The organism is Ramlibacter pallidus, from assembly GCF_015070875.1.
GTDB lineage: Bacteria > Pseudomonadota > Gammaproteobacteria > Burkholderiales > Burkholderiaceae_C > Ramlibacter > Ramlibacter pallidus.
Map to the genome: position 1 here is coordinate 217579 of NZ_JADDIV010000005.1, position 23674 is coordinate 241252.

28 protein-coding genes are annotated in these 23674 nt (G+C 70.7%); 17 read left to right on the plus strand and 11 right to left on the minus strand.

Annotated features, from left to right (window positions below; translation table 11 throughout):
* The first annotated feature begins 1 nt into the window (after position 1).
* The 14 genes from IM787_RS17990 (at position 2) to IM787_RS18045 (ending at position 10500) form a co-directional block, all read left to right on the plus strand.
* Positions 2–1027 carry a ligase-associated DNA damage response exonuclease gene (locus tag IM787_RS17990; protein ID WP_193678089.1) on the plus strand — a complete coding sequence of 342 codons (1026 nt, stop codon included), beginning with the start codon at positions 2–4 and terminating at the stop codon, positions 1025–1027.
* Complete coding sequence (locus tag IM787_RS17995; RefSeq protein WP_193678090.1) at positions 1024–2142, plus strand: saccharopine dehydrogenase family protein; 1119 nt, start codon at positions 1024–1026, stop codon at positions 2140–2142. Before IM787_RS17990 ends, IM787_RS17995 begins: the two co-directional genes overlap by 4 nt.
* A 180-nt stretch (positions 2143–2322) precedes the next feature.
* Complete coding sequence (locus IM787_RS21580; protein WP_227494469.1) at positions 2323–2622, plus strand: SRPBCC family protein; 300 nt, start codon at positions 2323–2325, stop codon at positions 2620–2622.
* Complete coding sequence (locus tag IM787_RS21690; RefSeq protein WP_354004440.1) at positions 2619–2768, plus strand: DUF2269 family protein; 150 nt, start codon at positions 2619–2621, stop codon at positions 2766–2768. The genes IM787_RS21580 and IM787_RS21690 overlap by 4 nt, the downstream gene beginning before the upstream one ends.
* The gene (locus IM787_RS21585) at positions 2756–3097 is read left to right on the plus strand and encodes a DUF2269 family protein (protein ID WP_354004441.1); all 342 of its coding nucleotides are present in this window, start codon (positions 2756–2758) and stop codon (positions 3095–3097) included. Before IM787_RS21690 ends, IM787_RS21585 begins: the two co-directional genes overlap by 13 nt.
* Before the next feature lie 3 nt (positions 3098–3100).
* Positions 3101–4825 carry an ATP-dependent DNA ligase gene (locus IM787_RS18005; protein ID WP_193678091.1) on the plus strand — a complete coding sequence of 575 codons (1725 nt, stop codon included), beginning with the start codon at positions 3101–3103 and terminating at the stop codon, positions 4823–4825.
* Between the two features lie 4 nt (positions 4826–4829).
* Positions 4830–5630: a DUF4124 domain-containing protein gene (locus tag IM787_RS18010; RefSeq protein ID WP_193678092.1), complete on the plus strand. Its 801-nt coding sequence runs from the start codon at positions 4830–4832 to the stop codon at positions 5628–5630.
* 91 nt (positions 5631–5721) lie between these two features.
* Positions 5722–6453, plus strand: a complete 732-nt coding sequence (gene folE, locus IM787_RS18015; RefSeq protein WP_435531170.1) for a GTP cyclohydrolase I — start codon at positions 5722–5724, stop codon at positions 6451–6453.
* Between the two features lie 5 nt (positions 6454–6458).
* Entirely contained in the window at positions 6459–6881 is a 423-nt protein-coding gene (locus tag IM787_RS18020) for a BLUF domain-containing protein (protein ID WP_193678093.1), read from the plus strand.
* 13 nt (positions 6882–6894) lie between these two features.
* Complete coding sequence (locus tag IM787_RS18025; RefSeq protein WP_193678094.1) at positions 6895–7776, plus strand: DMT family transporter; 882 nt, start codon at positions 6895–6897, stop codon at positions 7774–7776.
* Between the two features lie 2 nt (positions 7777–7778).
* The gene (locus tag IM787_RS18030; protein ID WP_193678095.1) at positions 7779–8588 is read left to right on the plus strand and encodes a DUF429 domain-containing protein; all 810 of its coding nucleotides are present in this window, start codon (positions 7779–7781) and stop codon (positions 8586–8588) included.
* Between the two features lies 1 nt (position 8589).
* Entirely contained in the window at positions 8590–8958 is a 369-nt protein-coding gene (locus IM787_RS18035; protein ID WP_193678390.1) for a DUF2784 domain-containing protein, read from the plus strand.
* Between the two features lie 79 nt (positions 8959–9037).
* Complete coding sequence (locus tag IM787_RS18040; protein ID WP_193678096.1) at positions 9038–9430, plus strand: DUF6841 family protein; 393 nt, start codon at positions 9038–9040, stop codon at positions 9428–9430.
* Entirely contained in the window at positions 9427–10500 is a 1074-nt protein-coding gene (locus tag IM787_RS18045) for a flavodoxin family protein (RefSeq protein ID WP_193678097.1), read from the plus strand. Before IM787_RS18040 ends, IM787_RS18045 begins: the two co-directional genes overlap by 4 nt.
* A gap of 1 nt (position 10501) precedes the next feature.
* On the opposite strand, the gene IM787_RS18050 is transcribed toward IM787_RS18045, so the two are convergent.
* Genes IM787_RS18050 through IM787_RS18065 form a run of 4 tightly spaced genes read right to left on the minus strand, consistent with a single transcriptional unit; the run spans position 10502 to position 15438 of the window.
* The gene (locus tag IM787_RS18050) at positions 10502–12154 is read right to left on the minus strand and encodes a SulP family inorganic anion transporter (protein WP_193678098.1); all 1653 of its coding nucleotides are present in this window, start codon (positions 12152–12154) and stop codon (positions 10502–10504) included.
* A 31-nt stretch (positions 12155–12185) separates the two neighbouring features.
* Positions 12186–13517 carry a sulfatase family protein gene (locus IM787_RS18055; RefSeq protein WP_193678099.1) on the minus strand — a complete coding sequence of 444 codons (1332 nt, stop codon included), beginning with the start codon at positions 13515–13517 and terminating at the stop codon, positions 12186–12188.
* Positions 13517–14476 (minus strand): Bug family tripartite tricarboxylate transporter substrate binding protein, encoded by a 960-nt coding sequence (locus IM787_RS18060; RefSeq protein ID WP_193678100.1) that lies wholly within the window; start codon positions 14474–14476, stop codon positions 13517–13519. The genes IM787_RS18055 and IM787_RS18060 overlap by 1 nt, the downstream gene beginning before the upstream one ends.
* A gap of 14 nt (positions 14477–14490) precedes the next feature.
* Entirely contained in the window at positions 14491–15438 is a 948-nt protein-coding gene (locus IM787_RS18065; protein ID WP_193678101.1) for a tripartite tricarboxylate transporter substrate-binding protein, read from the minus strand.
* Between the two features lie 84 nt (positions 15439–15522).
* Between IM787_RS18065 and IM787_RS18070 the strand changes: the two genes are divergently transcribed.
* The 3 genes from IM787_RS18070 to IM787_RS18080 all read left to right on the plus strand — a co-directional run bounded on the left by IM787_RS18070 (position 15523) and on the right by IM787_RS18080 (position 19058).
* Positions 15523–16044 carry a MarR family winged helix-turn-helix transcriptional regulator gene (locus tag IM787_RS18070; RefSeq protein WP_193678102.1) on the plus strand — a complete coding sequence of 174 codons (522 nt, stop codon included), beginning with the start codon at positions 15523–15525 and terminating at the stop codon, positions 16042–16044.
* Position 16045: 1 nt separating this feature from the next.
* Positions 16046–18508, plus strand: a complete 2463-nt coding sequence (locus IM787_RS18075) for a ligase-associated DNA damage response DEXH box helicase (protein WP_193678103.1) — start codon at positions 16046–16048, stop codon at positions 18506–18508.
* A 109-nt stretch (positions 18509–18617) separates the two neighbouring features.
* Positions 18618–19058 (plus strand): BON domain-containing protein, encoded by a 441-nt coding sequence (locus IM787_RS18080; RefSeq protein WP_193678104.1) that lies wholly within the window; start codon positions 18618–18620, stop codon positions 19056–19058.
* A gap of 32 nt (positions 19059–19090) precedes the next feature.
* On the opposite strand, the gene IM787_RS18085 is transcribed toward IM787_RS18080, so the two are convergent.
* From IM787_RS18085 to IM787_RS18115, 7 genes are all read right to left on the minus strand, one after another.
* A complete protein-coding gene (locus tag IM787_RS18085; protein WP_193678105.1) occupies positions 19091–20233 on the minus strand; it encodes a zinc-binding metallopeptidase family protein in 1143 nt (380 codons plus the stop codon).
* Positions 20234–20336: 103 nt separating this feature from the next.
* The gene (locus tag IM787_RS18090) at positions 20337–20654 is read right to left on the minus strand and encodes a BON domain-containing protein (RefSeq protein WP_193678106.1); all 318 of its coding nucleotides are present in this window, start codon (positions 20652–20654) and stop codon (positions 20337–20339) included.
* A 95-nt stretch (positions 20655–20749) separates the two neighbouring features.
* Positions 20750–21211 (minus strand): hypothetical protein, encoded by a 462-nt coding sequence (locus IM787_RS18095; protein ID WP_193678107.1) that lies wholly within the window; start codon positions 21209–21211, stop codon positions 20750–20752.
* 25 nt (positions 21212–21236) lie between these two features.
* Positions 21237–21611, minus strand: coding sequence for a phage holin family protein (locus tag IM787_RS18100; protein WP_193678108.1), 375 nt, complete (start codon positions 21609–21611; stop codon positions 21237–21239).
* Between the two features lie 11 nt (positions 21612–21622).
* Positions 21623–21892, minus strand: a complete 270-nt coding sequence (locus IM787_RS18105) for a glycine zipper domain-containing protein (RefSeq protein WP_193678109.1) — start codon at positions 21890–21892, stop codon at positions 21623–21625.
* A 32-nt stretch (positions 21893–21924) separates the two neighbouring features.
* Positions 21925–22089, minus strand: a complete 165-nt coding sequence (locus tag IM787_RS18110; RefSeq protein ID WP_193678110.1) for a DUF1328 family protein — start codon at positions 22087–22089, stop codon at positions 21925–21927.
* 165 nt (positions 22090–22254) lie between these two features.
* On the minus strand, positions 22255–23625 hold the full coding sequence (locus tag IM787_RS18115) for a CHASE3 domain-containing protein (protein ID WP_354004443.1): 1371 nt from the start codon (positions 23623–23625) through the stop codon (positions 22255–22257).
* Positions 23626–23674: the final 49 nt, after the last annotated feature.

Genomic DNA, 23674 nt, shown 5'->3' on the forward strand with positions numbered 1-23674 from the left:
CATGGAAGACCTCATCGTCCAGCGCCCGGAAGGGCTGTACTGCCCGCCCGGCGACTTCTACATCGATCCCTGGCGCCCGGTGCCGCGCGCGGTGATCACGCATGCGCATGCCGACCACGCACGCTACGGCAGCGGCCACTATCTCGCTTCGGCCGACGCCGAGGGCGTGCTGCGCACGCGGCTCGGCGACATCCACCTGCAGGTCGCGCGCTACGGCGAAAGGCTGCAGCACCACGGCGTGACGCTGTCGCTGCATCCGGCCGGCCATGTGCTCGGCTCCGCGCAGGTCCGGCTGGAACACGGCGGCCGCGTGTGGGTGGCCAGCGGCGACTACAAGGTGGCGCCCGACCCGACCTGCGCCCCCTTCGAGCCCGTGCGCTGCGACGTGTTCATCAGCGAGTCGACCTTCGGCCTGCCGATCTACCGCTGGTGTCCCGACGAGGAGATCTTCGCGGACGTCAACGCCTGGTGGGCGCGCAACGCCAGCCACGGCAGGGCGAGCGTGCTCTGCTGCTACAGCTTCGGCAAGGCGCAGCGCGTGCTGAGCGGCATTGACCCGTCGATCGGCCCCGTGATCGTGCACGGCGCGGTGCAGCCCCTCAACGCGGCCTATCGCGCGGCCGGCGTGCCGCTGCCGGACACGCGGCTCGTCACGGAAGTCGCCGACAAGGCGGACCTGCGGCGCTGCCTGGTGGTGTGTCCCCCGGGCGCCGCGGCGAGCCCGTGGATGCGCCGCTTCGGCGATGCGCAGACGGCCTTCGCCAGCGGCTGGATGCAGGTGCGCGGCAACCGCCGGCGTGGCGGCTACGACCGCGGCTTCGTGCTGTCGGACCACGCGGACTGGCCGGGCCTGATGTCCGCGATCGAGGCCACCGGCGCGCCGCGCGTCATCGTCACCCATGGCAGCGTGCCCGTGATGGTGCGCCACCTGCGCGAGCGCGGGCTGCAGGCGGAGGCGTTCGAGACGGAGTATGGCGACGACGTCGTGGAGGCGGACCTGCAGCTGCCGGCGGGGGAGGGCGCATGAAGGTCGTCGTGCTGGGGGGCTACGGCAACTTCGGCGCACGCATCGTCCGTGCCCTCGCGGGCGATCCCGCCATCGCGCTGGTCGTGGCCGGACGCGACCTGGCGCGCGCGCAGTCCCTGGCGGGTCCGCTGGGCGCGGCCGCGGCGGTGCTCGACACCGGCGACGCCGGCCTGGCGCACAGGCTGCGTGCGCTCGGCGCCCAGCTGGTGATCCACACGGCGGGTCCCTTCCAGGACCAGGGCTATGCCGTGGCACGCGCCGCGGCCGCCGCCGGTTGCCACTACATCGACCTCGCCGACGGCCGCCGTTTCGTCTGCGACTTCGCGGGTGGCCTCGATGCGACCTTCCGCCAGGCCAGACGCTGCGCGATCACCGGCGCCAGCACCGTGCCGGCCTTGTCGTCCGCGGTGGTCGATGCCCTGCGCCCCCGGTTCGCGCGACTCGACGCGATCGACTTCTGCATCGCGCCGGCGCAGCAGGCACCGCGGGGTCCCGCCACGATCGCCGGGGTCCTCAGCTACTGCGGCACGCCCGTGCAGGTCTGGAAGGACGGCCGCTGGCAGCAGTTGCGCGGCTGGGCCGATCCCCAGCCCATCCGGTTCGCGCGGCTGAAGCCGCGGCGCGGGGCGCTGTGCGACATCCCCGACCTGGAACTGTTCCCGGCGCGGTATGCCGGCGTGCGCGACGTGATGTTCCGGGCGGCGCTCGAGGTGGGCCTGACGCAGTCCGCCTTCGCGGGCCTGGCCGCCTTGCGTCGCTTCGGCGTGCCGCTGGGACAGCGTGCCCTGCCGGCGCTGATGCACGAGGCGGGAAAGGTGTTCGACCGGCTCGGCACCCCCCAGGGCGGCATGGTGGTCCGGCTGCGCGGTGAAGGTGATGGAGGGGTGCCGCTGCAACTGGCCTGGCATCTCACCGCGGGCGACCACCATGGCCCGGAGATCCCCTGCATGGCGGCCATCCTGCTGGCGCGGCGCCTGGCCCGCGGCGAAGGCCTGGCCCCAGGTGCGAGGGCGTGCATGGGCGAACTGGCGCTGTTCGAGTTCGCGCCGGAGTTCTCGCGGTGGAACATGCGCACCGAGGTCCTGGAGGAACCGGAGGCCGGCCATGGTGCATGAGCGCTTCGAGTTCGACATGCCGGCGGCGGCCGACGTGGTGTTCGACGCTTTCCACTACCATCATTGGCGGGCACGCTGGGATTCGCTGGTGCACGCCACGCATGTCCTCGGCGGCGCGCCCTGCCCGTACGTGGGGGCGGTCACCGAGAACGCCGGGGCGGCCTGCTGCGCCCGCTGTCGATGCAGACCGAGTTCATCGCGTACGACCGTCCCCGGGTGGCCGCGGCGAAGATGCGCGGCCGCGCCTTCCCGTTCGCCCGCTGGGCGGCTTCCATGCGGCACCAGCCGATCGACGAAAGCCGCTCCGTGATGGTCTACACCTACAGCTTCGAAACCGCGCCGCGGCCGCTGCGGTGGGTGCTCGACCCCGTCGCGAAGGCCGCCTTCGACTGGCAGACGCGCAAGCGTTTCGCGCGGATGCGCCGCTTCCTGGCGGCGCACGCGTCCGAGGTACGGGCCTGGCAGGAGGCGTCCCGGTGACCTACCTCGTCCTCAAGTGGCTGCACCTGGTCGGCGCCGCGTTGCTGTTCGGCACCGGCCTCGGCATCGCCTTCTTCGCCTGGTTCGGGTACCGGCGCGGCATGCAGGAAGGCGACATCGGGCTGATCCGGGGGTGCTGCGCCTGACCGTGATCGCCGACACCGTCTTCACGGCGACGGCGGCCGTGCTGCAACCCGTCACCGGCTACTTCCTCTGGCGCATGACCGGCGGGCAGTGGCCGGATGCCTGGCTGCTGTGGGTGCTGGTGCTCTACGTCTTCGTCGGTGCCTGCTGGCTGCCCGTCGTCGCCCTGCAGGTGCAGCTGCGCAATGCGGCGCAGCGCGCGGGGACCGTGGGACGGCTCGACGCGCGCTTCCATCGCCGCTTCGCCCTCTGGTTCGCGCTCGGCATCCCCGCTTTCCTCGGCGTGATGGGCCTGTTCGTGCTGATGATCACCCGCGGCTACTTCCGCTGAAGGATGAAACGCTTCTCCCGCCTGTTCAGCGAGCTGGATGCCACCACTTCCACCAACGAGAAGGTGGAGGCGCTCACGCGCTACTTCGACGAGGCCCCGCCGCGCGACGCGGCCTGGGCCGTGTACTTCCTCGCGGGCGGCAAGCCGCGGCAGGTGGTGAAGACCGGGTCGCTCGTCGGGCTCGCCTGCCACATCGCGCAGATCGAGGACTGGCTCTTCGACGAGTGTTACCAGTCGGTTGGCGACCTCGCCGAGACGATCGCGCTGGTGCTGCCGCGCGGGGACGAGCCCTCGGACGTCGGCCTGGCCGAGTGGGTGGAGGACCGGCTGCTGCCGCTGCGCGGCCTGCCGGACGAGGAAGTGGCGCAGCGCGTCGCCGGCTACTGGCGCGAGCTCGACACGCTCGGACGGTTCCTGCTCACCAAGCTGGTGGGCGGCGGCTTCCGCGTCGGCGTCAGCAAGCTGCTGGTGCAGCGGGCGCTTGCCACGCACGCGGGCATCGACGCCAAGCGCGTGGCGCAGCGCATGATGGGCTACACCGACGGCAAGTCGCTGCCTTCGCCGGAACGATACGAGGCCCTCATCGCGCGCGCCGAGGAGGGCGTGCCGGAGCAACGCGACGAAGGCCAGCCCTATCCCTTCTTCCTGGCGCACCAGCTCGACCTGCCGGCGGAGCTCTTCACCGCGCGGCTCGGCCCGGTCAGCGACTGGATGGTGGAGTGGAAGTACGACGGCATCCGCGGACAGGTGGTGCGCCGCGGCGGCAAGACCTGGATCTGGTCGCGCGGCGAGGAACTGGTGACCGAGCGCTTCCCCGAGATCGAGGCGCTGGCGCAGGCCCTGCCGGACGGGACGGTGCTCGATGGCGAGATCCTGGTGTGGAAGGAGGCGGCCGATCCGGCAACCGGCGAGATCGTGCCGGGTCCCGCGCCCTTCGCCCTGCTGCAGCAGCGCATCGGCCGCAAGAACCTGACGAAGAAGGTGCTCGCCGACGCGCCCGTCAGCTTCATGGCGTACGACCTGCTGGAGCAGGACGGCGTGGACGTTCGCGCACTGCCGCAGCGCGAACGCCGGCAGCGGCTCGAAGCCCTGCTCGCGGGCACCGGCTTCAAGCTGTCGCCCGTCGAGACCGACACCTCCTGGCTGGCGTTCGCCCGCCGGCGCGAGCAGTCGCGCGAGCGCGGCGTCGAGGGCTTCATGCTCAAGCGCCTGGACGCCGCGTACGGCACGGGGCGGACCAAGGCCGAAGGTCTCTGGTGGAAGTGGAAGATCGATCCCATGACCATCGACTGCGTGCTGGTCTACGCGCAGGCGGGCCACGGGCGCCGCGCGTCGGTCTACACCGACTACACCTTTGCGGTGTGGAACCGTCCGCCGGTCGACAAGGCCGAAGCCGACGCCGTGCTCGAAGCGATCGCGCGCAAGGAGCCTGCGCAGCCCGAAGCACTGCAGCTGGTGCCGTTCGCCAAGGCCTACTCGGGCCTGACCGACGAGGAGTTCCGGCAGGTCGACGCGATCATCCGCAGGAACACGATCGAGAAGTTCGGCCCCGTGCGCAGCGTGAAGCCCAGCCTGGTGTTCGAGTTGGGCTTCGAGGGCATCAACCGCAGCGGGCGGCACAAGAGCGGCATCGCCGTGCGCTTCCCGCGGATGCTGCGCATCCGCCACGACAAGCCGCTGCACGAGGCGAACAGCTTGCAGGACCTGGAGGCGCTCCTTAAGCTCTGAGGGCATGCGTCTTGGCCTCCGCTTCCTCCTCGTGCCGCTCGCCGTGCTGGGCGCGGCGCCTGCCGTCGGGGCCCAGCCGGTGTTCCGCTGCCTGGCGCCCGGTGGCAAGGTGGCCTTCCAGGCCGTACCGTGCGAGCAAGGTGCGACCGAGACGCGGGTGAAGCTGCGCGACGACGCGCCCGCCACGCCGGCGGCGCCGCGCCAGAGCGCGTGGAAGGGCTACACGCCACCCAAGGTGGCCGCCATGACCTTCTACTACGACCCGAAGGACGAGCCGGTCGGGTTCTCCTCGGCGCAGATGGAGGCGGACCTGCAGGCCGCGATCGCCGCCTGGAACGCCGGCTGCAACGTGCGCCTCGCCTATGGCGGCCGCCGGCCGGCCCGCCTGCCGGGCACGCCGGAGCACGTGCCGGTGCGCTGGGCGCCCGAGTACATGCGGCTCGCGCACCCGGCGGATGCCCGCAGCGGGATCGCCGGCACCGGCAGCCTTTCCAGCGGCATCGCGCTCAAGCCGCGTTTCCACGAAGGCCACATGCTGTCGGTCCTGATCCACGAGATGGGGCACGTCCTCGGCCTGCCGCACAAGCACGAGGATCCGCAGTCGATCATGAGCTACCTGCGGGACGAAGCGGCGCGGCGCCAGCCGCGGCCGTCCGCCGGGGACTATGATGACTGCAACGCGTCGATGCACCGCCTGTTCGGGGTGGACCATCAACCCGCGCCGGATGCGGCCGCGGCCGCCAGGCCGCCGCGGATGACGGACCGGGAAGCCCTGGAGAGGATCCACGGCGCCCCGAGGCGCTAGGATTGTTGTAGCGCTCCGTCCAATATCCGGGCCCTTCGCCACCCATTGACCCGTCCCGCTGCCGGGAAGCAAGGCGGTGTTACAGTTCCCCATGCTCATGAAAGCCGATCCGTCCAGCCAGCTCACCCCCGGCACGCCCGATGAAGGCACGCCGGTGTCGGTCAAGATCCGCGAGCGCGTCGTGGCGGCGCGCAAGCGTTTCCATTCGAACGACAACATCGCCGAATTCATCGAGCCGGGCGAGATGGAAGCGCTGCTCGACGAGGTGGAGCAGAAGATGCAGGCCGTGCTGGACAGCATGGTCATCGACACCACCAACGACCACAACACCGCCGACACCGCGCGGCGCGTGGCCAAGATGTACCTGAACGAGGTGTTCCGCGGCCGCTATGTCAAGGCGCCGGCGATCACCGAGTTCCCCAACGCCGAACACCTGAACGAGCTGATGATCGTCGGCCCGATCACCGTGCGTTCCGCCTGCAGCCACCACCTGTGCCCGGTCATCGGCAAGCTGTGGATCGGCGTGATGCCCAACGAGCACACCAACGTCATCGGGTTGTCGAAGTACGCGCGCCTGGCCGAATGGATCATGGGCCGGCCGCAGATCCAGGAAGAGGCCGTGGTGCAGCTGGCCGACCTGATCATGGAAAAGACGCAGCCGGACGGCCTGGCCATCGTGATGGAGGCGCGGCACTACTGCATGGCCTGGCGCGGCGTGAAGGACCTGGACAGCAAGATGATCAACTCGGTGATGCGCGGCGCGTTCCTGAAGGACTCCGCGCTGCGGCGCGAATTCCTCGCCTTGATCCCGAACAAGGATTGATGCTCATGCTCGTCCGCCTTCTCTATTGCAGCCGCGCCGTCGACAGCAGCCCCGCCGCCATCGAGGCGATCCTCGACAAGGCGCGCGAGCACAACCCGGTCAGCGGCATCACCGGCATCCTCTGCTACGGCGGCGGCATCTTCCTGCAGGCCATCGAGGGCGGCCGCATGCAGGTGAGCGAGCTGTTCGGCACCATCCAGAAGGACCCGCGCCACAAGGACGTCGCGCTGCTGCACTACGAGGAGATTCTCGAGCGGCGCTTCGGCGGCTGGACGATGGGCCAGGTGAACATCTCCAAGCTCAATCACTCGATCCTGCTGAAGTACTCGGAGAAGCCGGAGCTCGACCCCTACGCCGTGTCCGGCAAGGTCTCGCTGGCGCTGCTCGAGGACCTGATGGCCACCGCCGCGATCTGCGGCCGCAGCTGAAGCCCCGCGCCGCATGCCGCCCGGCGCGCTGGCCCTGGTGCTGCTGGCCGGGCTGATCCACGCCAGCTGGAACATCGCGGCCAAGAAGGCCGGCGGCGACATCCGCTTCGCCGCCTTCACCACCGCCATCGTCATCGTCGCCTGGGGCCCGCTGGGCGTCTGGCTGGCCTGGCGCCACGTGCCGGGCTGGGGCGCCAGGGAATGGGCCCTCGTCGCCGCCAGCGCGCTGCTGCACAGCGCGTACTACCTGTTCCTGCTGCGCGGCTACCGCAAGGCCGACCTCACCGTGGTGTACCCGCTGGCGCGGGGCTCCGGGCCCCTGATGTCGTCGGTCGCCGCCATCGTGCTGTTGGGCGAGCGCATCTCCGCGCTCGGCGCGCTCGGCATCGTGGCCGTGGTGGGCGGCGTGTTCCTGGTGGCGGGCGGGCCGGCGCTGTGGCGGCGCGGCCATGACCCCGCGGCGCGCGAGCGCCTGCACAAGGGGATGGTCTACGGCGTCGTCACGGGCGCCTTCATCGCCGCCTACACGGTGGTGGACGGCTACGCGGTGAAGATCGCGCTGATCTCGCCGATCCTCGTCGACTACATGGGCGCCGTGCTGCGCATCTTCGTGCTCGCGCCTTCCGTGGCGCGCGACCTGCCCGCCGCGCGCGTGCACTGGCGCGCGCAATGGAAGTACGCGCTGTTCGTCGGCATCGTGAGCCCCATCTCGTACGTGCTCGTGCTGTATGCCATGCAGGTGGCGCCGCTGTCGCACGTCGCGCCCGCGCGCGAGGTCTCGATGCTGTTCGCGGCGCTGATCGGCGGGCAGCTCCTCGGCGAGGGCGACCGCTGGCTGCGCCTGCTGGGGGCGACCTGCATCGCCGCCGGCGTCATGGCGCTCGCGCTGGGCTAGCCATGATGCTCCTGGGCTGCGACTTCTCCAGCACGCCGACGCGGCGCAAGCCGGTCGTGCTCGCCATCGGCACGGCCGCCGCGGGACGCGTGCAGCTCACGCGGCTGGAGAAGATCGGGTCGCTGCCGGCCTTCGGTGCCTGGCTGCGCGAACCGCAAGCCTGGGTCGGCGGCTTCGACTTCCCCTTCGGCCTGCCGCGCGAACTCGTGGAGCATCTCGGCTGGCCCACCGGCTGGCGGGAGTGCATGCGCCACTACGCCAGCCTCACGCGTCCGCAGATCCGCGAGACCTTCGCGGCGTACTGCGCCGCGCGGCCGGCGGGTTCCAAGTTCGCGCATCGCCGCTTCGACAAGCTCGCCGGTTCCAGCCCCTCGATGAAGTGGGTGAACCCGCCGGTGGCGTACATGCTGCACGCCGCCGTGCCGCTGTTGCTCGAAGCCGGCGTGCACATCCCCGGGCTGCACGAAGGCGACCCGCAGCGGGTGGCGCTCGAGGCCTATCCCGGGCTGCTCGCGCGCGAACTGATCGGCCGCCGCAGCTACAAGAGCGACGAGAAGGCCAAGCAGACACCCGAGCGCCTGATCGCGCGCAAGGACCTGGTCACCGCGCTGGAGCAGGGCCGCACGCGCCTCGGCCTGCGCCTGAAGCTGACCCATGCGCAACGCGATGCGCTGGCGGAAGACGCGAGCGGCGACAGCCTGGACGCGGTGCTGTGCCTGGTGCAGGCCGCCTGGGCCGCGCAACACGGCGCGCCGCGCTATGGCCTGCCGGAGGACCTCGATCCGCTCGAAGGCTGGATCGTGAGTGCCTGACATGGCCTGGCGCGTGCTCGCCGACGCGGTGGTGCTGTTCCACCTGTTGTTCGTCGCGTTCGCGGTGGGCGGCGGCCTGCTGGCGTTCCGCTGGCGCTGGGTGCCCTGGCTGCACCTGCCGGCGCTCGGCTGGGCCGCCTTCGTCGAATTCTCCGGGCGCATCTGCCCTTTGACGCCCCTCGAGAACCACCTGCGGGCCGCCGCGGGCGCGGAAGCCTACGCGGGCGGCTTCGTCGAGCACTACCTGCTGCCTGTGCTCTACCCGGCCGGGCTGACGCGCGAGCTGCAATGGACCCTGGGGGCCGGCCTCGTGGCCTTCAACCTGGCGGTCTATGCGCTGCTCGCCTGGCGCCCGCTGCGCCGCGGCTGAGCAGGCTGCACGGCTGTTACGGCGGCCCCACCGCCGGGCCGGTTTCCGCTAGCCTTGCCGTCATCGCAAGGAGACCGCCATGAAGGGCAACGACGAGGCCGTGCGCACCCTGCTGCAGCGCTTCGCGCAAGCGTTCACGACCGGCGACGGTCCGGGCGCCGCTGCGTGCTGGGAGGTCCCGGCCCTCGTGGTCGCGGAAGACGGCAGCCGCGCCGTCGCCACGCTGGACGAGGTCGCCGCCTTCTTCGGCGGGGCCACGGAGCAGTACACGCGCCAGGGCGTCACCGGCACGCGGGCGGACGTGCAGCACACCGAGTGGTACACGCCCCGGCTCGCGGCCGTGCGCGTGCGCTGGCCCTACCTCGACGCGCAGGGGCGCGACGTCGGGCGCGCGGAGGAAAGCGTGTACCTCGTGCGCCTGACGGGCGACGCGGCGAAGATCTGCGCCGTCACGATGCTGGGCGCCACGTGAAGCCGGATGTCCGCACCGGCCAGGCGCCGCCGCCCCATCCGCGCGAGGAATTCCGCCGCCGCTTCCTCGCCAACTTCGTCGATCCGGCCTTCCGCGCGGAAGGCGAAGCGCTGGACCGCATCGAGGCGATCGCGTGGGACGCCTTCCACGAGGGCCGCAAGGCGCCGCTCACGCGCAAGGCCGGCCCGGAGTTCGCCGACCCCGACTACGACCTGTCCGTCGAGTGGTACGAGGCGCGCGAGAAGCTGCGCGCGGCGCAGGCCCGATGGGGCGAAGCGGCCACGCCGTCGCGCATCCTGGTGGTCAACTGCGCCTCGCGCAACGACGGCACCTGCCCGGGCGAAGCGTCCAAGAGCTGGCGGCTCGCGCGCATCGCGCAGGCCGAAGTGGAGTCCGCGCGGATCGAATGCGACTTCCTGGACCTGAGCCTGCTCACCTCCGACTACCGCCGCCACATCCACCCGTGCAAGGGCTGCGTTTCCACCGCCATGCCCCTGTGCCACTGGCCGTGCAGCTGCTATCCGAACCACGGGCAGGGCCAGGTGAACGACTGGATGAACGAGATCTACGAACGCTGGGTGTCGGCGCACGGCGTGCTGCTCGTGACCCCGACGCACTGGTACCAGGTGGCGAGCCCCCTCAAGCTGATGATGGACCGCCTGGTCTGCGCGGACGGCGGGAATCCCGATCCCACCCGCACCGGCGGCAAGGACCCTGCCAGGGCGAAGGCGCTGGAGCTCGAAGGCTGGGACTACCCGAAACACCTCGCGGGACGCGCGTATGGCGTCGTGGTGCACGGCGACGTGGCCGGCATCGAAGGCACGCGCCGCGCGACCTGCGACTGGCTGGACTGGATGGGGCTGGTGGACGCGGGCCCGAAGGCGCGCCTGGACCGCTACATCGGCTACTACGAACCCTATGCCACGAGCCACGCCGCGCTGGATGCGGACGAGGCCGTGCAGGAGGAAGTCCGCAACGCCGCGCGCGCACTGGTGGACGCGGTGGCGCAGCTGCGGCGCGGCGAACTCAGCGCGCCGGGCAGCCGGCTGCCCGCGCCGCGGCCGAAGTGACTCAGGGGCCGAGGCGGCCGAAGGCCAGCAGCGCCTCGGTGTCCGTGCGGTAGGTCTTCAGCAGCGGGCCTTCGTCGAGCGCGCCGGCGCGCGCCAGCACGCGCTCCACGGGCAGCTTGATGCCGACGATGTGCAGGGTCACGCCGCGCTCGGACAGCAGCTTGCGCAACTGCGCGAACATTTCCACGCCGGTGGCGTCGACGCGGTTGATCGGCTGCGCGAACAGGCAGACGTGCCGCACGTCGGGATGCGCCGCCAGGTGCTCCACGATCTCGCGCTCCATGGCGGTGGCCGAGGCGAAGTCGAGCTCGGCATCCATGCGCAGCGCATAGAGCTGCGGCGCCAGCGGCGCCAGCTTCCACAGGTGGCGGTCGCGCAGGCTGCCGTCCGGGTGCAGCCCCACCTCGATGATGCGCGGGTGCAGCCGCAGGTACAGGAAATGCGACAGGCCCAGCAGCACCCCCGTGAGCACACCCCAGTAGATGCGCGGCGCCGTGAGGATCGTGATGAGGAACGTCGCCCCCGCGGTCATCGCTTCGACGCGGTCGACCTGCCACAGCGCGAGCAGGGTGCGCGGCTTGAACAGGCTGGACACCGCGGCGACGACGACCGCGGCCAGGATCGCCTGGGGAACGTGCGACAGCGCGGGGGTGAGCAGCAGCAGCACCAGCAGCACGAAGCCGCTGGCGATGACCGTGGCCCAGCCGGTCTTCGCGCCGGCATAGAGCGTGAGCGCCGACCGCGAGAAGGACGTGCTGGTGGCGAACGCGCCGGAGAACGCCGAGGCGAGCTTGCCCGCGCCCTGTCCCACCAGGTCCTGGCTCGCGTCCCAGCGGCGGCCTTCGCGCTGGTTCTCGATCTTGGCGCTGGCCGCCATCTCCAGCGAACTCACGAGCGTCAGCACCAGCGCCGGCGCGATCAGGGTGGAGAACTGTTCCCAGCCCGGCCAGCCGGGCCAGTAGAACGCGGGCAGGCCCTGCGGCAGCGGGCCGACCACCGCGCCCGAACGCGAATAGCCGGTGAGCAGCGCGACCAGCCCGCCGACGGCGAGCGCCACCAGCATGATGGGAAAGCGCGGTGCCACGCGCCGCGCGCCGATGAAGAGCGCGAGGCTCACGAGCCCGTAGGCCATGGCCTGGAAATCGAAGCGCGGGCCCTCCAGCAGCGTGGAGAGCGGGCCCTGCAGGCCGAACAGCGTCGGCAGCTGCGAGGCGATGATCAGCAGGGCCGCGGCCTGGCTGAAGCCGGCGAGCACCGGCGAGCTCACGAGGTTCAGCACCCAGGCTGAACGCGTGAGCCCCACCAGGAGCTGGATCCCGCCCGCCATCAACGCGAGCCAGACCGCGAGCATCACCCACGTGGCGCTCCCCGGTTGCGCCATGCCCAGCAGCGAGGCGCTGACCAGCACGCTGCTGAGGGCCGACGGCCCGACCGACAGGCGGGTCGAAGCGCTGAAGAGGACCGCGACCAGGGCGGGCAGGAAGGTGGCGTAGAGGCCGGTCACCAGCGGCATGCCGGCAAGGCCCGCATAGGCGACCGATTGCGGGATCATCACCACCGCCACCGTGAGGGCCGCGATGGTCTCGCCGCGCAGCAGGCGCGCATCGGGGCGGGGCCAGGCGAGGAAGGGGAACCAGCGGGTCAGCTTGGACATCGCCGCCGAGTATGCCTTGGCCGCACCGGCGTCAGCGTTGCGGCATGTCCTTGACGGAGTAGCCGAGGCTGACCGTCGCATCCTCCGGGATGGGCGGCATCGTCGCGTTCCATTCCTCCCACGCCTCGCGCATGGCCGCCAGGCGCTGCGGGTCGCGGCCCGCCAGGTTGGCGCGCTCCCTTTCGTCGGCGGGCAAGTGGAACAGGTAGTCGTGCCCGTCGACGCGCAGGTACTTCCACGGGCCGTCGCGGTAGGCGCGCTGGCCGCGATGGTTCATGCGCCAGTACAGCGGCCGTGCGAAGGCTCGCGCGGGATCGTCCAGCACCGGGAGCAGGGAAACGCCGTCCAGCGGATAGGCCGGGTCCGCCGGCGCGCCGCAGGCTTCGAGCATCGTGGCGGACCAGTCCATCGTCATGCAGGGCTGCGCGCTCTCCAGCCCCGGGCGGATGCGCGCCGGCCAGTGCGCGATCCAGGGCACGCGGATGCCGCCTTCGGTGAGGTCCATCTTGCCGCCCACGAGCGGCCAGTTGTCCGAGAAGCGTTCGCCGCCGTTGTCGCTGGTGAAGACCACGAGCGTGTCGTCGGCGAGGCCGTGGCGGCGCAGGGCGTCCATCACCCAGCCGATGCCTTCGTCCATGTGGTGGATCATGCGACGGTAGGTGTGGATGTTGCCGCCGTGCAGGTGGAACAGGTTGGACTTCACTTCCTGCGCCAGCGCGGCGTCGTCCCGCGTTTCCCAGGGCCAGTGCGGCGCCGTGTAGTGCAGGCTGAGGAAGAAGGGTGCGTCCGACGCGGCGCCGGTGGCCATGCGGTCGATGTACTCCACGGCGCGCCGCGACAGCAGGTCGGTGAGGTAGCCTTCCTCCGCCCGTTCCGCCTCGCCGAACCACAGGTCGTGCTGGCCGTTCGAGCTGCAGTGCGTGAAGTAGTCGACGCCGCCCGACATCGGGCCGAAGAACTCGTCGTAGCCGGAGCGCAGCGGGCCGAACGTGGGCGGGTACCCCAGGTGCCACTTGCCGACGAGGGCGGTGCGATAGCCCGCTGCCTTCAGCAGGGACGGCAGCGTCGGGTGGTCCGTCGGCAGGCCCAGGGTGGTGCTGCCGCGGCTCCTGCTGCTGATCGGCTCTTCCGCCGCGCCGCGCAGCCGGTACTGGTAGCGCGCCGTCATCAGCGCGAAGCGCGTGGGCGAACACACCGGCGAGTTCGCGTAGCCTTGCGTGAAGCGGATACCGCCGGCCGCCAGCGCATCGAGGTTCGGCGAGACCGGGCCGAAGCCGGCATCGCGGCCGCCGTAGCAGCCCAGGTCCGCGAAGCCGAGGTCGTCGGCGACGATGAAGACGATGTTGGGACGCCGGGCCGCCATCATTCCACCTTCATGCCGGTGGCGCGGATCACCTTGCCGTAGCGTTCCGAGAGGTCTGCCATCCGCCTGGACGCGGCGGCGCCGGTGAGGCCCTCGTAGAACAGGTCCAGGTTCTGCAGGCGGGCCCGCACATCCGGCCTCGCCAGCGCATCGGCCAGGTGCTTCTGCAGGGCCTGCACCACGGGCTCGGGCGTCGCGGCCGGCACCATCGCCACGTAGAGGACTTCCTGCTCCAGTTGCGGCAGGCCCGCTTCGGCGACGGTCGGGATCTCGGGCGCCAGCGTCGACCGCTTGCGGCTGGTCACGGCCAGCGCGGTGATCTTGCCCGCCTTGACGTGCGGCAGCATGCCCGGCGTGGCCAGCACGCCGGCGTCGACTTCGCCGGAGAGCACCGCGGTCACGGCGGGCGTGTTGCCCTTGTACGGCACGTGCGTGATCTTCACGCCGGCGGCATCCGTGATCACTTCTGCGGCCAGGTGGCCGGGGCTGCCGCTGCCGGCGGAGCTGAAGGTGACCGGACGCGCCTTGCCGGCGGCCACCAGGTCCTGCAGGCTCCGGAAGCCGGTGGAGGGGTTCACGCCCACGAGAAGGCCGGACGAGGCCATGACCATCACCGGACGCAGGTCCGCCGGCTTGAAAGGCAGGCCCTTGTAGATGTGCGGGTTGACCGTGAAGGTCGTGTCGATGCCGAAGAGGACGGTGTGGCCGTCGGCGGCCGCCTTGGCAACCGCATCGGCGCCGATGTTGCCGCTGGCGCCCGCCCGGTTCTCCACCACGAAGGGCTGCTTCAGCTGCTGCTGCAGCACGTCGGCGACGGAGCGCGCGATCGTGTCCGACGGCCCGCCGGGCGGGAAGTTGTTGACGATCTTCACGGGCTTGGCGGGCCAGCTGCCCTGGGCGAAGGCGGGGGCGGCGGCACAGGCGGCGGCCAGTGCCGCCGCGGCGATCAGTCGGTTCATCTCGCTTCCATGGTTCAGGGCTGGTAGCCCGATTGGCGCACCACCGGCGCCCATTGCGCGCGGTAGGCCTTGAGCATGGCGACGGTCTGGGCCTGCGTGGCCGCCACCGGCGTCATCTTCTGTTCGGCGTAGCGGCGCTGCGTGTCCGGCTCCCGCATCACCTGGTGGATCAACTCCGAGTACTGTGCCACGCGCGCCGCGGGCATCGCGGCCGGTGCGAAGAATGCGTTCCACCCCGTGGCCACGAGGTCGAGGCCGGCTTCCTTGAACGTCGGCACCCCCGGCGCATGGGGCGAACGCTTCGCGCCCGACGTCGCCAGGATGCGCAGCTTGCTGCCCTCGTGCTGCGGCAGCAGGGTCTCGAAGGTGTCGAAAGCCACCGGCACCTGGCCGCCGAGGAGGTCGTTGAGCAAGGGAGCGGAGCCGCGGTAGCCCACCACCTGCGCCTTCACGCCCGCCTTCTCGCCCGTCATCAGCGCGAAGAAGTGCGGCAGGCTGCCGGTGGCCGGCACGCCGAAATTGGCTTTCTCGGGATTGGCGCGCAGCCACGCGAGCAGGTGGGCGAGTTCGCGCACCGGCACCGCGGTCGCCACCGCCAGCGCGAACTCGTAGTCGTTGACGTGCGCGACCGGCACGAAGTCGCGTTCGGGGTCGTAGCCGTTGTCGCGGAAGACCAGCGGCGCCACCACCATCACCGCGGGGTTGCCGATCATCAGCACGTTGTCGCCGGGGCGCGCGGACTTCAGCTGCTGCGCGGCCAGGCGGCCGCCGGCGCCGGGCCGGTTCTCCACCACCACGGGCGTGCCGAGCCTCGCCTGCAGCCTGTCGGCGACGATGCGCGCAACGCGGTCGGTGGAGCCGCCGGGCGCGTAGCCCGACACGATGCGCAACGGGGCCTCCTGCGCCAGCACGCCGCCGGCGGCGGTTGCGAGCAGGGCGGCGAGGGCGGTCCTTCGGTTCATGCGGGTCTCCTCGGCACGGGGCCAGCCCACTGTATTCCGGCGACAATCGATTGTTCAAATCAATCATCGTCCGCGCAAACCCTGATGACCGTGCCGCGCCTGCGCGCCCCCGCGGGGCTCGACGACCTGCTGCTGTACAAGCTCGGCCGGCTCGTGTCGGTCGGCGGCAGCATGGTCATCCGCCTGTGCGAAGGGCGCTTCGGCATCACCCGCCGCGAGTGGCGCGTGATCGCGCGGCTGGCGCAGGAGCAGGACCTGCTGTCTTCCGAACTGGCCGAGCGCATCCAGCTCGACCGCGCACGTACTTCGCGGGCGGTCACCTCGCTCGTGACGAAGAAGCTCGTCCGGCGCGAAGCGGGCGCTTCCGATCGCCGCCAGGCCCGGCTCGCGCTCACGGAGCGGGGACTGCGCCTGCACGAGGAACTCTTCCCGCTGGTGGCCGAGATCAACCAGGGGCTCCTGTCCGGGCTGGCGGCACAGGACGTGCGCCGCCTCGACGCGATGCTGTCGACCCTGCAGGAGCGCGCCGAGGGCATGGTCGCCGCCGCCGAATTGCCGAAGGCGAACCGGCGGCGTGGAGCGCGTCCGCGCTCGGAGATGGGCTGAGATGGGGTCCCCGGACGCCCCCGGTGCCTTCGCCGAAGCATGGATGCAGGGGAAGGGCTGGACCGCTTTCCCGTTCCAGCAGGAGGCGTGGCAAGCCATTGCGGAAGGCCGCAGCGGCATGCTGCATGCCACCACCGGCTCGGGCAAGACCTACGCGGTGTGGCTCGGCATGCTGGACGCTCTGCTGCGCGCGCATCCGCGGGGCCGTGGCGCCGAACCGCTGCGCGTGATCTGGCTGACGCCGATGCGCGCGCTTGCGTCGGACACGGCGAAGGCGCTGGCCGCTCCGCTGCGCGACCTGGCCCCGGCCTGGACGATCGGCCTGCGCACCGGCGACACGCCTTCGGCGGAGCGTGCGCGGCAGGACCGGCGCATGCCCACCGTGCTGGTGACGACGCCCGAGTCGCTGACGCTCATGCTGACCCGCGAACACGCGCGCGACGAGCTGTCCGGCGTCGAGTACGTCGTGATCGACGAGTGGCACGAGCTGATCGGCAGCAAGCGGGGCGTGCAGGCCCAGCTGGCGCTGGCGCGGCTGCGCACCTTCCACCCGGGCCTGGTGACCTGGGGGCTCAGTGCCACCCTCGGCAACCTCGAGAACGCGATGGAGGTGCTGTGCGCGCCCGACCCCGTGCCGGCGCCGCGGCTGGTGCAGGGCCGCATCGACAAGACGCTGGTGATCGACACGCTGATCCCGCCCGACCCGGGCAAGTATTCCTGGGCCGGCCACCTCGGCGCCCGCATGCAGCTGCCCGTGGTGGAGGAGATCGGGCGTTCGGGGACCACGCTGGTGTTCACCAACGTGCGCTCGCAGGCCGAGGTCTGGTACCAGCTGCTGCTGGAGGCGCGGCCGGACTGGGCCGGCCACATTGCGCTGCACCACGGATCCCTGGACAAGGCGACCCGGGAGTGGGTGGAGCAGGGGCTCAAGGAAGGCACGCTGCGCGCGGTGGTCGCGACGTCGTCGCTCGACCTGGGCGTGGACTTCCTGCCGGTGGAGCGCGTGCTGCAGATCGGCTCGGCCAAGGGAGTCGCGCGCATGATGCAGCGGGCGGGCCGCAGCGGCCATGCGCCGGGGCGGGCGAGCCGCGTCACGCTGGTGCCGACCAACACGATGGAGATCATCGAGGCCGCGGCGGCCCGTTGGGCCGCGCGCACCGGGCGCGTGGAGAAGCGCATCCCGCCCGACAAGCCGCTCGACGTGCTGGTGCAGCACCTGGTCACCGTGGCGCTGGGCGGCGGCTTCCGCGCCGACGCGCTGTATGCCGAGGTCGCGAGCGCGTGGACCTACCGGACGCTCACCCGCGCGGAGTTCGACTGGGCGCTGGCCTTCTGCGAGCAGGGCGGCGACAGCCTCGGCGCCTATCCCGAGTACCACCGCATCGTGGCCGACGCAGAGGGCGTGTACCGCGTCCGGGACACGGGCGTCGCGCGCCGCCACCGCCTCGGCGTGGGCACCATCGTCAGCGACGCGGCGATCTCGGTGAAGTACCTGACGGGCGCCAGCATCGGCACCATGGAGGAGGGCTTCATCGCCCGGCTGAAGCCCGGCGACTGCTTCTTCTTCGCCGGCCGCCTGCTGGAGTTCGTGCGGGTGCGCGACATGGCCGCCTACGTGCGCAAGGCGACGAAGAACAAGGGGACCGTGCCGACCTGGATGGGCAGCAAGATGGCGCTGTCCACCGAGCTGAGCGATGCGGTGCTGGAGATGATGCAGGATGCGGCCCAGGGCGACTTCCACGAACCCGAGCTCGAGGCGGCGCGGCCCATGCTGCTGACGCAGCAGCGGCTGTCGAAGATCCCCACGCCGCATACGCTGCTGGTCGAAGGCTTCCGTTCGCGCGAAGGTCAGCACCTGTACATCTATCCCTTCGCGGGCCGCAACGTGCACCTGGGCCTGGGAAGCCTGCTCGCCTGGCGGCTGGCGCGCGACAAGCCGAACACCTTCAGCATCTCCATCAACGACTACGGCTTCGAACTGGTGAGCGCCGAGCCCTTCGACGTGGAGCCGGTGACGAGCCAGGCCGTGTTCTCCGGCACCGACCTGCTGCACGACGTGCTGGCCTCGCTCAACTCCTCGGAGCTCGCGCAGCGGCGCTTCCGCGAGATCGCGCGGGTGGCCGGGCTCATCTCCACCGGCTATCCCGGGCAGCCGAAAAGCACGCGCCAGCTGCAGGCCTCCAGCGCGCTGTTCTTCGAGGTATTCCGCAAGTACGACGCCGGCAACCTGCTGCTGACCCAGGCGGAGAAGGAAGTGCTGAGCCAGGAGCTGGAGATCTCCCGCCTGGCGGGCACGCTGGAACGCATGCGCGCGAAGCGCCTGGACTTCGTCGCGCTGCGCCACCCCAGCCCGATGAGCCTGCCGCTGATGGTGGAGCGCTTCCGCGAGAAGCTGTCGACCGAGCAGCTGTCGCAACGCCTCGACCGGATCCTGCGCGACATGGAAGGCGACGCCTCCGCCTGACCGCGGCTCTGCGCTTCTCCTACAGCCGGTTCATCCGTGCCCCGACCCGCGCCCCCGCACCCCGTGCCTAGAGTGGCGTCAACGAAGGAACGTTGTCGGGAGCAAGAAGATGCAGTTCAAGGATCTGGGCCGGATGGCGCTGGGAGCGTCGTCGCTGGCGGTGCTGCTGGCGCTGGGCGCATGCGGCGACCGCATCGAGGACACCGACATGCCGGTGCCCGAGCAGGCGAACGTGGAGATCAACCGGCAGGGCATGGACGGCGCGAAGCAATCCGAAGCCGCCGCCGGCGTGGACAACGACGGTGCCGTTCGAATGGGCGTGGGCGACACGAGCGTGATGGACCCGGACGTGCTGATCGCGGAGCAGGTGAAGGCGGCACTGGCCTCCAACCCGGACTTCGGCGCGCTGAAGATCGACGTGCACAGCGAGGACGGCGAAGTCACGCTGCGCGGCCGCGCGCCGGACCCGGCGGCCAAGGAGCGCGCCACCGACATCGCGCGCAGCGTGCGCGAGGTCAAGGGCGTGGACAACCAGCTCACGCTCGGCTGAGGGCGCCCGCCCGCAACCCGCGAGAAGGCCGCTCAAGCGGCCTTTTTCACGGGCGTGGCCGACGCACCCTGCTGCGGCTGCGCGCCCTGCGAACGCGACGCGGAGCGCGTCTCGCAGATCACGTCGTGCACGTAGCGCAGCTTCTCCAGCGCACCGGGGGAGAGCGCGAACGGATAGGCGTCCTCCTGGCCCAGGCTGCGGTTCAGGCTGTTCACCAGCAGCGTGAGCGGCACCCACTGCTCCACCAGCACGTCGAAATCGGGCTGGCCGGTCTCCAGCGGATTGACCACGTCTTCCACCTCCAGGTCCTGGCCCGGGACCGTGAGGCGCATGTTGTACGAGGCGGCCGTCTCCAGCAGGTCCACCATGTGCAGGTAGTGGGCCCAGGTCTCGGCCCAGTCCTCCCAGGGGTGCGCCGTGGCGTACTGGCTCACGAAGCGGTCCTGCCATCCCTCGGTGGTGCCGCCCCGCTCGTAGTGCGCCTGCAAGGCCTGGGCATAGTCCTGCTGCTCGTCGCCGAAGACCTGCCGGAACGCTTCGGTGCGGCCCCCTTCGTCGATCAGCCGGTCCCAGTAGTAGTGGCCGGATTCGTGCCGGAAGTGCCCGAGCAGGGTCCGGTAGGGCTCGTGCATCTGCAGCCGGCGCCGCACCCGTTCGTCGTCGTCCGCTTCGGCCACGTTGATCGTGATGAGACCGGCGGCATGGCCCGTCATCACCGGCTGGCCGGGCAGGTCCGCGAGGAAGTCGAACTGCGGGCCGTCGGCGGCGCCGTCCGGCGGGCAGGTCGCGACCAGGCCCAGCTTCGCGAGCGTGTAGAACAGCCGGCGCTTGGCGGTTTCGACCTTCACCCAGCGCCCGGGGTTCTCCGGCTGCGACAGGTCGGGGATGGTGCGCGACAGCCGGCAGGCGACGCAGAACGCGTTGGGGTCATTCGCCGGCACGGCGAAGTTGCAGCCGTTCTGCGCATGGTTGCCGCAGCGGCGGTAGCGCGCCGGCGCGGCCTTCCTGCCGCGCACGCGGGGACGCCAGAGTTCCTGGCCGTCCCCGGCCACGGGCTCGATCGCCGCGATGTTCAGGCGGTCCGGCAGGAAGGCGAGGGCGCTCTCGCACTGCAGGCAGCTCACGTTCTCGAAGAACACGGGATGGCCGCAGAACTGGCAATGGAAGGTCTTCATCTTCTTCCTTTTCGTGGCACACAAAAGGAAAAAGGCAGGCGCCCGGACGGCCGCCTGCCTCTTGCCCGGGCGGCCGGGGCCGCCCGTGGTACTGCAACGTGCCTTACGGACGGACGACCAGGTTGTTGCGCACTTCGCGCACGCCCTTGGTGCTGGCGGCGATGCGGCCGGCCATGTCCTTCTCGGTCTGCGACTTCGCGAAGCCCGACAGGGCCACGGTGCCGTTCAGCGTGTCGACGTTGATCGACAGGCCGCCGGTGCTCTTGTCCTCGAGCAGCTTGGCCTTGACGGCGGTGGTGATGGCGCGGTCGTCGACGTACGTCGCGGCGTCCGTCTGGCCGCGCATGACTGCGCAGCCCGTGGTGCCGATGACGGTGATGCCGGTGAGGATCGCGAGAGCGATGGCGCGGGTCTGTTTCATGGGGAACTCCCTTCCTTGGGTCGTTTGTAGGTCAGTGCGGTGGTTGCAGGGAGCAGGCCGGGAAGCCGCACCGTTCTTCCCGGCCTGCGTTTCACTCATTTCCATTCCGGACGCTGCGCGTCCTTCCGGTAGTCGGCCGCGGACATCGCCGCGGTGAAGAGGTGGGACATCTGCGAGGACTTCAGCAGCGCCACCAACAGGGTCGTCAGCGAGATCAGCCGCCACGGGCGCACGAAGGTCAGTGCCGCGCCGGCCGCCAGCGAGATGGCGAGCAGCTGCACCGGCTTGCGCCGGGCGTAGCCGCGCATCAGCGGGGAAGCGAGTTCGACCGCCATCTGCGCGGGGTGGTAGCGCCACCAGGTGCGCACCACGTGCTTGAGGTGGCCGAACCAGCCGCCGCCGGGCTCGTAGGGTTCGTCGTCGCGCCAGTCGTCGTCGGCGCCGGTGGCGAAGCCCTGCGTGGTTTCCTCGCGCGGGTCATGGTGGCGCTGCCGCCGGGCCACGTGCTCCATGATGGCCTGCCGGCTGCGCGCGAGCTTGTCCGAAGCCTCGCTCATGCGAGAACCTCCCTCTGTGCGGCGCTCATGAACGGGCACCGATCGCGCGCAGGGCCTGCGCATCGGCGTCGAGCTGCGCCTTCAGCTCGGTGAAGGCCTTCTCCGGCAGCGGCTTGCGCGCCGCGCTGAACCCGACCAGTGCGAGCGCCAGCGGGATCGCGGGCACGAGCACGAAGGCCCAGTGGAACTGGTCCTGGATCGCCGCCAGCATCACGGCCACGCCCGCCAGGATCAGGAACACCAGGGCGGAAAACAGCGTCACGCCCCAGGCGACGGCCCGCTTGGCCACCTCCTTGCCGACGGACGACGCTTCCTCGCGCATCAGCGAGGCGTATCCCGCCACGTGTTCCATCACCAGCTCGGGCTTGGCCACGAGCACGGAGAAGATCGGATGCAGCATGGGGCCCGGACTCAGAAGTAGCGGGCGTTGTCGCGGCGGTGGCGCAGCGCGATCACGACACCGGCCACGACGGCACCGACCGCGGCGGCGACCAGCGCCGACTTCAGCGGGTGCTCGGCGACGTAGTCCTTGCCGGTGCGAGCGTAGTCGCCCATGTAGCGGGAAGCGACGGAGGCGCGGTCCGACACGCCGGACCGCAGATCCCTCATGGTGCTGCTGGCGCGTTCCAGCGCATCGGAAGCCAACTTGCGGGTGCTGTCGAGCGGATGGATGTCGTTCATGTCGGGTCCTCTGTTTGTTGGTGGGGCTGGGCCTAGGACTTGCGCGCGAGGCTGATCACGAAGGCGGCGGCCGCCAGCGCGACGAACACGAAGAACAGCAATTTCGCGATGCTCGCCGCGCCCGCCGCGATGCCGCCGAAGCCCAGCACCGCCGCGATGAGGGCGATGACCAGGAAGACGACGGCGTAATGCAACACGGGGGCTCTCCTCGGAAGATCAGGTTCTGCGCACAGGCACGCAGGCAAGTTCGTGCCTGCGGCTAGCTTAGGCATATGCGCCGACGCCAAGATCAGGGCCGGGCGTGACCGCGTGTAGTCGGTCTCCTAGGTCCCCGCGTAGGACGGCGACTACGGCCGGCCCGGTCAGGCGGCGGCAGCGGCCTGCGCGGCGGGCTTGGGCAGCGATGCGAGGATGCGCGCGCCCGTGCCCGGCCGGGAGTGCACGGTCAGGCGTCCGCCGGCGGCTTCGACGCGATGCCGCATGCCGGCCAGGCCATGCGTGGAAGGCCGGATGGTGCCGACGTCGAAGCCGCGCCCGTTGTCGCGGATCTCGACTTCCACGTGGTTGCTGTAGTCGCGCAGGCTGATGCCGACCTGCGTCGCCTCCGCGTACTTGCCGACGTTGGTCAGCGACTCCTGCACGATGCGGTACACGGTGAGCTGCACCTGTTCGTCGAGCTCCACCGCCTCGAGGCTGCTCGCCACCTCGATGCCCGAGCGTTCCGAGAATTCGCGCGCGAGGATCTCGAGCGCGGCGGTCAGCCCCAGGTTGGCCAGCGAGGACGGCCGCAGGTCTTCGATGATGCGGCGCTTCAGCGCGATGCCGCTGTTGAGGGTTTCCGTCAGGTGCTGCAACCGCTGCGTGATCTCCGGTTGCGGCGTGCCCAGCTTGGACTTGAGGCGCGCGACATCCAGCTTGGCGGCCGTGAGCAGCGCGCCGAGTTCGTCGTGCAGTTCGCGGGCCAGGTGGCCGCGCTCCTCCTCGCGCACCTGCTGCAGGTGCGTGGCCAGTTGCGCCAGCGAAGCGGTGCGCTCGCGCACCTGGCTTTCCAGCAGGTCGCGCTCCTGCTGCAGCGCGGCCTGCTGCTGCTCGTCGGCGAGCTTGAGGCGAGTGGTCTGCCGCAGGTACAGCGCGAAGGCGAAGAGCGCTGCCGCCGCCACCAGCGCGATGCCGAGCCGGGCGAGGCGCAGGGACTGGTGCACCTGCGACTGCGCGCTGTCCATCGAAGCCGTGGCGCTCTGGGTCAGGCGCCCCGCCTGGCTGCGGATGGCGTCCATGTGTTCCTTGCCGATGTCGGTCATCAGCACGAACTTCCACGCCTCCTCGTTGCCCTGCTTGCGCATGCGCACCGACAGGTCCATCTCGGCGAGCTTGCGCTGCACGTTGCGCGTGAGCTGGGCGAGGGTCGCGGACTCCGGCGCCTCGGCCGGGTAGTTGCTGCGCATCTTCTCCAGGTTGTGGCTGAGTTCGGCCACCGCCGCGTTGTACGGCTCCAGGTAGCGCGGGTCGCCCGTCAGCAGGTAGCCGCGGGAGCCGGTCTCGGCGTCCAGGACGTTCTGCAGCAGCTGGTTCACCGAGTCCCGCGTGCGGGTGTACTCTTCGATTCTTTCCAGGGCCCGGGCGGACTGGTGGTACCCGGTTTCGTTGATACCGATGAGCACGAGAGCGGCCAGCAGCGCCAGGACGAGGCTGATCGCCCCACGGGTGGAGCGGAAAGATGACGGCAGTTTCACCCTAAAGACTCACTGATGTGAATAAAATCCGCGCACGTCATGACTCAAG